The organism is Bradyrhizobium sp. Kon69, assembly GCF_055807515.1.
In genome coordinates, this window is sequence record NZ_JBVVOS010000006.1 from 177202 (window position 1) to 191187 (window position 13986).

The window sequence follows — 13986 nt, forward strand, 5'->3', positions numbered from 1 at the left end:
TTACGGTTCCTATTCAATCGGAGAACGGAGCACTATGCGCTTGGCGGTACCATGGCGACCTTTTTTTGCGCGGACCTTCACCGCTGCGCTGGGCACTGCATGGTTGCTGGCGACCCCGTGTCAAAGTCAAGCGGCTGGTCCAACGCCGAAACGCATTCTAATGCTGCATTCATACGGTCTTCGCTTCCAGCCGTGGACCGACTATTCCGAGGCCCTTCGCGCCGGAATAAGCCAACGTCCTTTCGTGACCTTTCAGGACCATTCGCTTCTGAATGCCCGGACGGCCAGCGACAAATCAGACGCAGCATTTGTCGACTACCTTCGTGCGCTCAACCATGATCAGCAGCCCGACCTAATCATCGCTATCGGCTCGCCCGCCGCGAATTTCGTGCAGGCGCACCGGAAGGACCTTTTTCCAACAACCCCTATGCTCTTCACGTTGGTAGAGCGTCGCCGGGTGGACCTCGACAAGCTGACCGAATACGACACGGTGGTGGCGGTTGCCAACAACGACGTCGCGTTTTTTGATAACGTCGTGCGCGTCCTGCCCCAAACAAAGACTATCGCCATTGTTGTGGGAGCTTCGCCGGGCGAAACATTTTGGCGGAACGAGTTGGCCAAATCCACCGCGCTGTTTGCCGACCGCGTGCAGTTTCGGTGGTACGATGAGCTTTCCTTTGAGGATATGCTCAAAGACGCGGCCAACCTCCCGCCACACAGCGCCATTTTTTGGCTTGGCTTGACTATCGATGCGGCGGGAGTGGCCTATGAAGGCAACAGCGCGTTCTCACGGCTTTTTGACGCCGCCAACGCACCGATCTTTTTCCACGATTCGATCTTTTTCGGTAAGGGCATCGTCGGCGGTCCAATGCAGGTCATTGCCGGACAGGGCAAGAAGGCTGCGGAGGTCGCCCTCCGCATTCTTGACGGTGAAAGGGCCGGCGACATCAAGCCGACATTCGTCGTCCCGGCAGCGCCTATGTTCGACTGGCGACAAATGCAGCGCTGGGGAATTTCCGAGAGCCGTCTGCCGCCTGGCAGCACCATCTACTTCCGCGAGCCGTCGGTGTGGGAACGGTATTGGTGGCAGATCTCGTTGATCACCGGCGTTATACTTTTGCAAGGCGGGCTTATATCGACCCTGCTTCGCGAGCATCATCGACGTCATTTGGCGGAAGTGCAGTCCCGGCAACGCATGGCCGAACTGGCCCATGTTAATCGCTTCTCGACGGCTGGCGAACTGACAGCAACAATCGCGCACGAAATCAACCAGCCGCTCGGGTCCATTCTGACTAATGCCGAGACCGCGCAGTTGATCTTAAAATCTGAGAACCCTGACATTGCGGGGCTGGCCGAGATTGTTGACGACATCTTGCGCGATGACCGGCGCGCCAGCGAAGTCATCCGGAGGATGAGGAGTCTCCTTAAGAAGGCACCTTTCGAGCTGAAAAAACTGGATCTCAATGATCTTGTTCGTGAGACCATTGCATTTCTTTCGATGCTGGCCGTTGGACGAAAAGTGGAGCTGATTGAACAGATCATGCCGGAGGCGCTTCCGATCCTGGGCGACCGCATCCAACTTCAACAAGTCATTCTTAACCTTGTCGTGAACGCGATCGAGGCGATGAAGGACACTCCGAGCGAAAGCCGCATCATCAGCATTCAGACCTCGCGCGCCGAGGGCTCTGCCGAGCTGTCCGTGTCGGATCGCGGATCGGGCATTCCAAAAGACGAATTAAAGGAAGTCTTCGAACCCTTCTTTACTAGCAAAGCGGAAGGCATGGGCATGGGCCTGTCCATCGCCCACACTATTGTTGAAGCGCACCAAGGGGTAATAGCCGCAAAAAATCGAGATCACGGCGGGGCAACGTTCACGATCAGGCTTCCTCTTGTTTAATGGGGCAGGATCTTCCCCGATCTAAAGTCAACGTCAGCGATCCGCGAGGCTCATGCAATGTTCAGCCGCGCCTGATGCGAATCCCGTTATCAGCAGCGCTGAGGAGGTTCGCCATGCATCCGAGGAAGCGTCTTTGGATCAAGTCAGCGACAGTTGCCGGGATTGCCACTAGCGTCCTGTTGGGGCTTGCGTGTCTCGGATTCAATCGCACGCCAGCAAAGGCGGGGCGTGTACTGCCAGTAAGTTGATATCCAGCAGGTTGCGTTGGCCGCGCAGGCGTCGTGCTCAGGCCACGGCCGCTGGCCGGCTCACATTGGATTTGCCTGCGAATGGAACAGCAAAGCAGCCCAAGCGGACAGCCACCCACCGAACTCGGGCATTCAGGACAACGGCGGAATCCCTTAGGGCGCCACGAGCTTCTTCCGAATGGCATAGCGGACTAGTTCGGCCGTGGAGGACATCCCTAGCTTGCGCATGGCCGATGCACGATGGGTCTCGACGGTCTTTACGCTCAACTGCAACAGGTCACTTATGGATCTGTTGGTGTGCCCTTCCGCAATCAACTGGACCACGCTCTGCTCGCGCGACGTTAGTAGGATGTCTGACCTGCCCTGCTTGTTGAGCTGATAGTCGTGGAGCAGCTTCTCCACCAGAGCACTGGTGAAGTAGGGCCTGCCGTCGAGCAACGCTTCGATTGCGGAAATCAGATGCTTCTTAGCATCCGACTTGAACAAAAAACCGCGGACGCCCGCCAGAATAGCTTCAGTCAGCAGTTCCTCGTCCTCATGCATCGTCAAGATCAGCACTTCCGTATGCAGATCGAGTGCCTTCAGCCGCCGGCTGACCTCCAAACCGTTCATGAGCGGCATCGAGTAATCGACGATCACGGCGTCCGATCTCGTCTCGACAGCCAAACTGACTGCTTGTTCACCGTTCGTCGCTTCGCCGGCGACGATCCAGTTGGACTGCGTTTCGACAATCGCGCGAAGTCCCGAACGTACGACCGCATGATCATCCGCAATCAAGATGCGTTTCATGGCGCCGTTCTCGATTCCGGCCGCACCCCTGGAGACGCTCAGTGCGGCAAGGTCAGACGATCATGCCGCTCATGGTTCTAAGCGCCATCCTGCAAAACCCTGAGCCTGCCACCGCGAATGTACCGACGTGGCGGTCCTCAAGAACATCATATGCTGTCACGCCTCGACCAGATGCGAACGAACAGCGTACCGAACCAAACCTGCGGTTGAGTTCACCTCCAGCTTGCGCATCGCGGCCGCTCGATGAGCTTCAGTCGTCTTGACGCTGAGGTTCAGGATCGCGCTAATGCCTTTGTTGCTGTAACCCTCCGCCACCAGTTTGACCACAAGCTGCTCGCGTGGCGTAAGCCTCCGGCGCCCGTCCGCGCCCTCGCCGCCGTGATCGAGCTCGTCTCGACAGCTTTCGCTGCAGAACCGCTTGTGCGCCAGAAGTGCGTCGACGGCCGCCAACAGCAATCTGTTAGCATCCGACTTCGCCAGAAACGCGCGGGCGCCTGCCTCAAACGCCTGCTGCGCCAGCAGACCCGACTTGTGGACCGTGAAGATCAACACCTCCGTCTGCAACGGATAGTCCCTGATCCGCCGTGCGACCTCCACGCCGGTCATCCGCGGCATGGAGAAGTCGATGATGGCCACATGCGGCCGGCTTTCGATTGCCGCCGTCAATGCCTTGCTGCCGTCGTTCGCCTCGGCAACGACTTCCCAATCGGCCCGCTGTTCGAGCACCGCTCGCAAGCCCGATCGCACCGCTTCGTGATCATCCGCGATAAGAATGCGTTTCATGGCAGAGCACTCCAATGTCGTTACGCAGTAGCCACCCGCCACCGGTAACCCTTCTTCTTCTTCTCTCAGTGGGCCCCTGCGCGGACCCTCACGGAGGTCGTTGCCCTTCGCCGGCTATCCGCATTCGTCGTGAGCTCACGCGGAAGTACCGCGCGCAAGATGGTGCCGGGGCGCCGTGACGCCGGATCGGATCTGATGTCCAGCGTCCCTCCAATCTGCTCGAGCCTTGCCTTCATCGCCGGAATCCCGACGCCGATTGATGTCGCCTTTGCTCGCTGCTTGCCGTTGTCTGCGCCAAACCCCCGCCCGTTGTCGCTGACCGTCAATCGAAATTGGTTATCGACCGCGTCGATGACGATGCTCACTTCTGTCGCTTGCGCATGGCGAAATATGTTCGTGAGCGCTTCCTGGACGATCCGCAGCAATGTCCGCTGCTTCTCGTACGGGAGACGATCGACGTCGGGCACGATCCTGCTCGTGACCCGCAATGAGGTCCGAACCGCAAATCCATCGGCGTAGTTTTCTATCGCAGCTTTAAGCCTGTCGACCGTCAGAGTTCGGGGGTGCAGCAGATACGAGAAGGCACGAATCTCTCTGAGGGCCTCGTCGATTGACGCATCGATGTCATCGCAAAGCCGTTCGGCGTCGACCGTATCGCTGATGCTTCGCCGGATCCGCATCAGGCCGAGGCTCGCGGCAATCAAATGCTGACAAGTCGAATCGTGGAGATCGGAAGCAATCCGTTGCTGGATTCCTTCCTGGATGGAGGCCAAATCGAGGTCGACATACGCGTTGTCCGCTCCGTCGGTCGCGGCTTCGGGTGCGCTATTGTGCACGCGACGATGGCTCCCGATCAGCCGGTTCGCGCCACTGCCGGCCGGATCCACGACGGGAACAATCGTCGTTTCCATATTTTGCAGCGGGCCCGCAAATGCGAGACGGTGGCGAATCTTCACTTCCGCTCCTTCTGCGAGACAGGCGCGGAGAGCTTCGCGGGTAGATCTGGCGTCGTCTCTGCTCATGCACTTGGACACGTCCATCTCCCGGACGTCGTCGGCCGAAATGCCAAGACGCGACTCGAAGGCCGGATTGATCACCTCATAGACGAAGCGTCCGCCAGGCAAAGGGCGCACGACGAAAAGAAAATCCGGTGAATACATCCAGTACAGGCGGTCGCTGGCTTCTTCAAACCCGAGCGGCAACCACCCTGTACTGCTGTTTCGAATTGATTCGCGGGCGGGAAAGCTACGGAGCTTCACGGTACGCACTCACTTTGCTGCGGCAACATCCGACATTGCAGCTCAACATCGAGACTCGCCGTCCTGCGCCGCGCGCGAGGCGTCCATTGTCAATCAGAGTACGGACGCCCTTGCGGCGCACGCCGATTATACACCGTCTGATTGACTGCACCAGAGGTAGCAATCGTCACGGTTTAAAATCGCGGATCCAAGTGGAACCTGGAGGTGATCAAATATGCAACTCATTCCAGACTCGGCAGCACTGGATTCAAATGAAATGCAACAGATGCTAAAGTATCGCAGAAAGCCTTCATGAGCTGCTTGTGTCGACAACAGCTCCCCAATGCGCAATCAGCGGCTTCCGAGACTCGTGAAGTCGTTCTCGGGTACTGCCACGGCAATCCGGCCGCACTTGCGTCCGTGCGCTACCAGGCTCCAACTCCGCTCGCGTTGGATTTCTTTTTCGTTCCTGCCTTCGCGCTTGGAGCGGGTTGTTGAGGCGGCGAAAGCACCAGCGGATGAGACGGCACCTGGAGGCGGTTAACGCCGACATCATCCCTCAGCGCATCGGTATCCAGGCGCTGGCTCCGGTCAACAGAATCGCGGGGATCCGCAGAAGCCACGGAGGCGGCCGTTAGACCAACGATGATTCCCACCAATACACACCCGCATCTCGTCATCTTCCGAGCCCTTCAAAACGCGAAATCAAGTCGGGGACCAACCCTGAGATCCCTGTATCGCCGCTCCGGAACGTTCGATGTTCGCGCCTCGTACAATACACTGGTCGTGATCGACACGTTGCTGGCGAAACTATACCTCAGCCCGACGTCCGCTGAGTAGATCTGATCCTGTCGGCCTCTGTTCAGCCCGTCCGAGAACCAAAAGGCTTCGAACAATGGCGTGCTCACAATCGACCATTTCGGGTCCAGCTTGACTTCGATACCCAGCACCGCGTCAAAGCGCCAGCGGCGGGCTTCCGCAAGATCGGAAAACCGGTAGGTCAGGAGCAACAGTGGCGACAGCGTGACATTGTTCACGCGGAAGTCGCGCGTTACCGAGCCCATCACGTCGTGGGACGTGAAAGCAAGATCGCGATAGACACCGTCGAAATCGTACCGGTTCTCATAAATAGCCGAGAAGCGCCAGCCGTCCCAATTCTCGGTCAAGCGCGCTCCCATTCGCGCCACTGCGGCGTTGCCGTCCTTCTCGGTCGCAAAGGCCTCGTATTGGGCGCGAGCATAGAGCCGGTACGACAGGTCGTTTGTGAGGTTCCCATCCAACCTGAGGCTGACGTCGGGCTCATAATAAAAGTCCGACCTGCGGTTGTTTCGGCTGAATAAGGCATTGTCAGTGAAGGTTGGCGCGACGGAACCAACGACACTCCATGACGGAGCGGAATAATACGGCACAGGACCGCTCGCCTTTAGTTCGGTGAGATGAACATCCGCCGCCCAAGCGCTGTCCGCCCCAAACAATCCAACGACCAGCCAAAGAATCGTCAGCGCGCGCATGGTGTCCCCCGATGGCTTCTGCGTACACCTGGAATCACCTCAACTTGGGTGGTGATTGTGGCGTGTTAATGATCAGGAATTAAATCTCTGATTGAGGCGACAGACGACGTCTGGATGGAACTCCGGATGCTAACCAGCAACAGCCGAATGCCACGCGGCCGTGAACGCCCTTCTTCAGGGCCGGAGCGGCCGCAGGTCGGCTAATAATCCACCGTGTCCCTGGTGATTGGGCAGGTCATGCAATGACCGCCTCCCCGACCGCGTCCCAGCTCTGCACCGACAATGGTGATCACCTCGATCCCCTCCTTGCGCAGCAAGGTGTTGGTGTATGTGTTGCGGTCATAAGCGAACACCACGCCCGGAGAGGCGCAGACCAGGTTCGCACCGCTATCCCACTGGGTCCGCTCGCGCATATACGCGTTGCCGCCGGTCTCAATCACGCGCAACTTCTTCAGGCCGAGCGCTTCGGCCACGACATCCACGAACGGCTTTTCATCCCTGCGTAGATCGAGGCCGGCGGAATTGTCGGCTGGCCGGTAGGAAAAGGCCGCGATGTTGTTGACGATGTCCGGATAGAGCAGGACGCAATCCCGATCTGCGAACGTGAAGACGGTATCGAGATGCATCGCCGCGCGCAGCTTCGGCATGGCCGCCACAATCACGCGTTCGGCCGCTTTTCTCTGGAACAAGGCTGCGGCAACCTGGCTGATCGCCTGCCGCGAGGTGCGCTCACTCAATCCGATCAGAACGTTGCCCTTGCCGATCGGCATCACGTCGCCGCCTTCCAGCGTCGCGAGGCCGTGATCGCGCGTCGGATCGCCCCACCAGACGTTGACCTTGCCGGCGAAATCCGGATGGAACTTGTAGATGGCTGTGGCGAGGATCGGCTCTTCGTGCCGCGCTGGCCAGTAGAGCGAATTCAACGTGACGCCGCCGTAGATCCAGCATGTGGTGTCCCGAGTGTACAAGGTGTTGGGAAGCGGCGGTAGCAAATACTCGGTCATCCCGGCTGCTTCGCGCACCAGCTTGAGCATCTCGCCGCCATGGGCATCCGGAAAGTCGTGAGTCGATACTCCGCCGATCAGCGTTTCCGCCAAGTCGCGCGGATTGAGACTTTCCAAATAGCCGCGCAGCTCGTCGATCAGACCGAGACCGACCTGATCGGCAACAACCTGGTTGTCCAGGATCCACTTCCTGGCCTCGGGGATCGCGACCGTCTCGGCGAGCAGATTGTGCATCTCGACGACTTCGATCCCGCGGTCACGCATTTTCTGAACAAAGTCGAAATGGTCGCGCTTGGCATTATCCACCCACAGCACGTCATCGAACAGCAGAGTATCGCAATTGGAGGGCGTAAGGCGCTGATGGGCCCGCCCTGGCGAGCAGACCATCACCTTCCTCAACTGGCCGACCTCTGAATGAACGCCGAAGGGAGCCGAGGTGTCCGATGTCTGCTTTGCCATGGGAGTTCTCCCGGGAGTTGCCTGCCTAGATGGTGATGTAGCCGGTGGCCAGTCCGTGTATTCCAACAGCAGCGCCAAGGGCGGCTGCAATGAAGAGGCCCCACTCGATGGCTGTAAAGACCCGCGCCTTCAGTTCCAGGCGCGCCCAGAAATAGAGCGCAGTGCCTGGCGCGTAGAGGATCAAGGACAGCAGCAGGAACTTCATCCCGGCGGCATAGATCAGGAACAGCGTATAGACCAAGGCGACGCCGGCAAAGATCATGTCGCGCTTGCGATCACGACTGCTTTTCTCATAGGTCTCGCCGCGACGGACGAGCAGGAGCCCGTAGGCTGCGACGAGGAAGAACGGAATGAGTGACATCACGCTCGTGAGATTGAGCATCAGCGCGAATGCATCCTGCGACCAATAGGTGCTGATGACGAAGAGCTGAACGATCACATTGGTGAGCCAGAGCGCCGCAGCCGGCACCTTGTTCGCATTTTCGGTGCCGAACAAAGCCGGCATATCCTTCGTTCGTCCGGCGGCGGAGAGCACCTCAGCGCAGATTAGCGACCAGGCGAGATAGGCGCCCAATACCGAAACCAGGAGTCCGATGCTGACGAAGATCGCGCCCCAATGGCCGACCACCGCCTCCAATACCGTTGCCATGGACGGCTGTCGCATGCCGGCGATCTCGGCGCGGGGCAGCGCGGCATATGGCAGCATGGTCACGAGCACCATCAGGGTCGTAACGATCGCAAATCCTAAAATGGTCGCCGCGCCGACATGTGCGCGTTCCTTGGCATAGCGCGAGTAGACGCTGGCACCCTCGATGCCGAGAAAGACAAACACCGTCACCAGCATGGTCGCGCGAATCTGGTCGAACAGACTCTTGTCCGGCATCCCCTCACCGCCCCAGAAATTGGCGCGGAAAAGATCAGCTTTGAACGCAAAGATCAGGATAGCAATGAAGACCAGGATCGGCACGATCTTCGCAATCGTGACGATGGTGTTGATCGCCGCGGCTTGCTGCACGCCGCGAAGAATCATGAAGTGAAACAGCCAGATTCCTATCGAGGCGACGATGATAGCGGTGACCGTATTCCCGTCTCCAAAGACAGGAAAGAAGGCGCCCAAGGTCGACTTGATAAGGACCCAATAGGATACGTTGCCGATGCAGCTGCCGATCCAGTATCCGAACGCCGATAGGAAACCAGGATAATCACCAAATCCCTCCTTCGCATAGGCATAGACACCAGCATCGAGCTCTGGCTTTCGTTCAGCCAGCGTTTGGAACACCCGCGCGAGCGTGTACATGCCGCCGCCGGCTATACACCAGGCGAAGACCGCTCCGAACGGACCAGTGGCGATGCCGAATGTTCTCGGGAGCGAGAAGATGCCCGAGCCAACCATCGATCCGACCACCATCGCGGTCAACGCGAACAGGGAGAGCTTCTGGACTGACGGCGTCCCAGTCATGTGAAGACCTCGCGATAGTGCGGGTGCGCAGCATCCTGGCCGATCGACTTGCCGGCACTTCACCATGCACCGCGGGCGGAGCCCGGAATATCAGGTGAACTCCTAATCCCGGGACAGGATTCCCCTCGCCGGAAACCAGCGGCTTAGCCGACCGATTGAGCGGAAGTCCCTACCCGCCCCTTCTCTCCGAACCAGCTCACATACAATGTCGGCAGCAAGACCAGCGTCAAAACGGTTGCAACCAGCAGACCGCCCATGATTGCGACGGCCATCGGGCCCCAGAATACGGTGGGAGCGATCGGGATCATGCCGAGCACGGTCGACACCGCCGTCAACATGATGGGACGAAACCGGGAGCTGCTGGCATCGACCGCTGCGTCCCACGGGCTCTTGCCCTGTGCCCGTTCTGCGTCGATCTGGCTGATCAGAATCACCGCGTTCTTGCTGATCATGCCGAGCAAAGCGAGAATTCCGAGGATAGTGACAAAGCCCACCGGTCTGCCGGAAAGCAACAGTGCGGCGACAACACCGATCATCCCGAGTGGCGCCACGCTTATGACCATCAGCAGTCTCGGAAAGCTCTGCAACTGGATCATCAGGACCGTGAGCATGACGAACAGCATCATCGGCACCACAGCAAGCACCGACGCCTGCGAGTTCCGGCTCTCTTCAACGGTTCCGCCCACGGCCACCTCGTAGGACGCCGGCAGCGTCTTCCTCAACTCGCCTATTGCGGGCGACAGAGCGTCCACCAGCGCAGCCGGCAGTGATCCGCCGCCAATATCGGCGCGCACCGTCAGCGTCGGAATGCGGTCGCGCCGCCAGATCAGCGGATGCTCCTGGTGATACGCGAATGTCGCAAACTGACTGAGAGATACCGTCCTGCCGCTGGGCAAAGGCACCTGAAGCGTACGCAGGTTGGACAGCGAGATGCGCTGCTCATCGACCGCCCGGGCCACCACATTGACCAGATAGATGTCGTCGCGGACCTGCGTGACGATTGCGCCGGATATCACCGTGTTCAGCACGCTCGATATCGCTTGCGAGCTCAGTCCGAGACGTCGCGCTTCGTCCTGATCGACCTGGATGCGGAGCTGGCGTTCCGGCTCCATCCAATCGAAATTGACGCCCTTGGCCCTGGGCTCGGAGGCAATGATTTGCCCAAGCTTGAGCGCAATCTCACGTACCCGTTCGACATCCGGTCCGCTGACGCGATATTGCAGCGGCCATCCCACAGGTGGGCCAAGACCGAGCGGCGAAACCGACGAGACGGCGGCGGGAACTTCCTCCGCGAGCAAACGTTCCAGCCTCACGCGCAGACGCTCGCGCGCTGCGACGTCCTTCGCCACGACAACCGCCTGCGTGAACGAATCGTTTGGAAGCTCGACATTGAGCGGAAGATAGAAACGGATGGCGCCGCGCCCCACGTTGGTACTCCAATGATCGACGTCCGGATCGCCGGTCAATGCGGCATCCAAGCGCCTGGCTGCCAGCTCGCTCGCATGGATCGATGCATTCTGGGGCAAACTGAGGTCCACCAGCAGTTCAGGTCGATCTGACGATGGGAAGAACTGCTGCGGAATCAGGGGAAGCGCAAGAACCGACGCGATAAAGAGCACCAGCGAGGTGGCGATCGTGAGCCACTTGGCGCGCATCGCCAGCGTGAGAAACGCGCGATAGAAGCGGAATATCCTGCCTGGCGCGTCCGAGCTCTCCTGTCCCGGCGGAACGAGAATGATCATACCCAGCAATGGCGTAAAGATCACAGCAACGAGCCACGACACCAGGAGAGCGATCGCGACTACCGCAAACAGCGAAAATGTATACTCGCCGGCCGAACTCGCGGCGAAGCCAACCGGGATGAAGCCTGCGATCGTCACCAGAGTCCCTGCAAGCATAGCAAAGGCGTGGCTGCGGTAGGCGAAGGTCGCTGCATCGATTTTGCTGTCGCCTTGGGCAAGCCGGTTGAGGGTGGCGTCCGTGGTCGTCATCGCATCATCGACCAAGAGTGCCAGCGCGATGATCAGCGCGCCCAACGATATTCGTTGCATGTCGATGCGGGCGATCTCCATGATCGGGAACACGACGGCTAGGGTCAGCGGAATGGCAAGCGCGATGATGAGGCCCGGACGAATTCCGAGGCTGATGAAACTCACCACTAGAATGATTGCGACGGCCTGTAGTAGCGAGGTCATGAATTCGCTGATCGCACTATCGACCACCGCAGCCTGGTCGGCGACGAGCGCGGGCTCGATTCCAATCGGGAGATTGGCGGTCATCTGGGCCATCGCCGCCTTGATATTTCTGCCAAGCGCAAGAATGTCGCCGCCATCACGCATTGCGATAGCAAGCCCGATTGCCGGCTGGCCGTTGACCCGGAACATCGGCTGCGGCGGATCCACGTAGCCACGCCGCACTTTCGCAATGTCGCTCAGCCGGATCGTGCGCCCGCCTGCGACGAAATTGACACCGGCGATGTCCTGCTCCGACCCAAAGCCGCCGGACACTCGAACGGAAATGGTTTCCTTGCCGGTCTGGATTGTCCCCGCCGGCCGGACAATATTCTGAGCTTGCAGCGCACCGAGCAGAGCCGCCCGATCGACCTGCAAGGTCGCAAGGTCCTGCTTGGAGAACTCGACGAAGATCACCTCGTCCTGGGCACCCAGTAGCTCGATCTTCGACACGTCAGGAACCTGAAGCAAGCGCGCACGGACATTCTCGACGTAATCTCGCAACTCTCGCTGCGTGAAGCCGTCGCTGCTAAAGCCGTAGACGATCCCGAACGTGTCACCAAAATCGTCGTTGAAGCCGGGGCCGACAACGCCAGCGGGAAGCGTGTGGCGCATGTCGCCGATGTTCTTCCTCACCTCATACCAGGTATCGGCGACCTCCCTGCTGTTGGCGCTTCCCTTCAGGTTCACGAAGATAGTGACGAGACCGGCGCGAGTGAAGCTGCGCAGGAACTCAAGATGGGGCGTTTCCTGCAATCGCCGCTCGAGTCGCTCGGTCACCTGTTTCATCGTCTCTTCGGCCGTTGCCCCCGGCCAGGCAGCCTGCACGACCATCGTCTTGATCGTAAACGAAGGATCTTCGCTCCGGCCAAGGCGGAAATACGCGAGATAACCTGCGATCGCGGCAACGATCATCACATAGACGACGAGCGAGCGGTGCCTGAGCGCCCATCCGGAGAGGTTAAACCCGGTCATGGCTCTGATCCGAGCACGCGCACCTTCTGGCCCGGATGGAGCGCTTGGACGCCCGCGGTGACAACGATGTCGCCGGCATTCAGTCCCTGCGAGACGATGACGTCGGTCTGGTCGAAACGCAGGATGTCGACATTACGCGCCGATATGATGTTCGTCTGGGGATCAAGGATCCAGACGGCCGGCTGCTGATTTATTCTTGTTAAGGCGGTAGCGGGTACATCGATCACCGGTCCGGAACCCAACTCGACGCGGCCGTTTACGGTGGCGCCGAGCCGCATGGCTGGTGGCGGATCCGTTAGACCGACCTTGACCTCGAACGTGCGGGTGACGGGGTCGGCCTGCGCCGCGACCTGGCGGACGCGGCCCTGTGCCGTGAGCTTCGCGTCATCTGTCAGGCTGACCATGACCTGCACGTCGGCCGGCGTCGATCTGATCATTTGAGCCGGAACGTCGAAGACTGCGTCACGGCCGTCCTGCCTCGCGATCCTCGCGATCATTTGCCCGGCCTGAACGACCTCGCCATCAGAGGGACCTGTCGCGGTGATTTTGCCGGGCGCATCGGCCCGCAGCTCCGTAAAGCTGACGAGGTCGTGCGCGGAGTCGACTTGCGCCTCCGCCGCCTCGACCTGCGACTGCGCGGCCTGTCGTGCCTGCGTCGCCGCCTCGAAATTGGCACGGGTGGTCCACCCCTGGGCCAACAGCGTTTCCTGGCGTTCGTAGTGGTTGCGTGCCTGCGTCAACTGGCCCCGCGCAGCGGAAAGAGCCGCTTTTGCCTGCCGCAATGTGCTCAGCTCGTTCTGGGACTCCAGTTGTGCCAGCAACTGTCCGGCCTCAACCCTGTCTCCGAGTTTCGCATGGCTCGCCCGCAAGCGTCCGGATATCCGAAAGGCGACGGCCACTTCGTCCTCGGCCTCGATGCGGCCTGTAAAAATCAACGGCACCAGGCTATCGCGCTTCTCGACCGTCGTGGTCCGAACCGGACGCGGGGGCAGCTCCTTCGTTTCCGCTTGGCGGCCGCAGGCTACCAGAAACGGTGCGAACACGGAGGCGATCAACGTCACTGCGAAGACTTGCCGAGATGTGGTTCGCCTACCGCGCATCGCCATGCCCTCCTCGATTCCAGACGTTAGATCAGGCAGGTCGCCCTTTCACATCTCGCGATCTACGGTGTCGTCCCTGATATTCTTGCCCAAAGGAGGGGCCACACACATCGGCAAATCTACTTGGTGCGTCCGGATGCAATCGCGACCGCGGGCCGCAGTCGCAGGCGAAACGCCGGCGATATATGAAACGGCGCCTTATGGAGCGCTCCGGGGAATTCCTGCCGCCTAATCGGGCAAAGACCCAATATCGCAGGTCGTATCGAGAGCGCATCGTCAGGGTCAGCTAAAG

Annotated in this window: 9 protein-coding genes; 1 reads left to right on the forward strand and 8 read right to left on the reverse strand. The window is 59.7% G+C overall.

Going from position 1 to position 13986, the window contains the following annotated elements:
• Positions 1-160 precede the first annotated feature (160 nt).
• Positions 161-1897, forward strand: a complete 1737-nt coding sequence (locus AC0L3U_RS10700; RefSeq protein ID WP_473361720.1) for a sensor histidine kinase — start codon at positions 161-163, stop codon at positions 1895-1897.
• 401 nt (positions 1898-2298) lie between these two features.
• Here AC0L3U_RS10700 and AC0L3U_RS10705 read toward each other — a convergent pair whose 3' ends face one another.
• From AC0L3U_RS10705 to AC0L3U_RS10740, 8 genes are all read right to left on the reverse strand, one after another.
• Positions 2299-2934 carry a response regulator gene (locus AC0L3U_RS10705; protein WP_473361721.1) on the reverse strand — a complete coding sequence of 212 codons (636 nt, stop codon included), beginning with the start codon at positions 2932-2934 and terminating at the stop codon, positions 2299-2301.
• 156 nt (positions 2935-3090) lie between these two features.
• Positions 3091-3717 carry a response regulator transcription factor gene (locus AC0L3U_RS10710; RefSeq protein WP_473361722.1) on the reverse strand — a complete coding sequence of 209 codons (627 nt, stop codon included), beginning with the start codon at positions 3715-3717 and terminating at the stop codon, positions 3091-3093.
• A gap of 65 nt (positions 3718-3782) precedes the next feature.
• Positions 3783-4976: a sensor histidine kinase gene (locus AC0L3U_RS10715; RefSeq protein WP_473361723.1), complete on the reverse strand. Its 1194-nt coding sequence runs from the start codon at positions 4974-4976 to the stop codon at positions 3783-3785.
• A 671-nt stretch (positions 4977-5647) separates the two neighbouring features.
• Positions 5648-6466 carry an outer membrane beta-barrel protein gene (locus AC0L3U_RS10720; protein WP_473361724.1) on the reverse strand — a complete coding sequence of 273 codons (819 nt, stop codon included), beginning with the start codon at positions 6464-6466 and terminating at the stop codon, positions 5648-5650.
• Positions 6467-6666: 200 nt separating this feature from the next.
• Positions 6667-7929 carry an arginine deiminase gene (arcA, locus tag AC0L3U_RS10725; protein WP_473361793.1) on the reverse strand — a complete coding sequence of 421 codons (1263 nt, stop codon included), beginning with the start codon at positions 7927-7929 and terminating at the stop codon, positions 6667-6669.
• Positions 7930-7954: 25 nt separating this feature from the next.
• Complete coding sequence (locus tag AC0L3U_RS10730; RefSeq protein ID WP_473361725.1) at positions 7955-9388, reverse strand: basic amino acid/polyamine antiporter; 1434 nt, start codon at positions 9386-9388, stop codon at positions 7955-7957.
• A gap of 143 nt (positions 9389-9531) precedes the next feature.
• On the reverse strand, positions 9532-12594 hold the full coding sequence (locus AC0L3U_RS10735; protein WP_473361726.1) for an efflux RND transporter permease subunit: 3063 nt from the start codon (positions 12592-12594) through the stop codon (positions 9532-9534).
• On the reverse strand, positions 12591-13694 hold the full coding sequence (locus tag AC0L3U_RS10740) for an efflux RND transporter periplasmic adaptor subunit (RefSeq protein ID WP_473361794.1): 1104 nt from the start codon (positions 13692-13694) through the stop codon (positions 12591-12593). The genes AC0L3U_RS10735 and AC0L3U_RS10740 overlap by 4 nt, the downstream gene beginning before the upstream one ends.
• Positions 13695-13986: the final 292 nt, after the last annotated feature.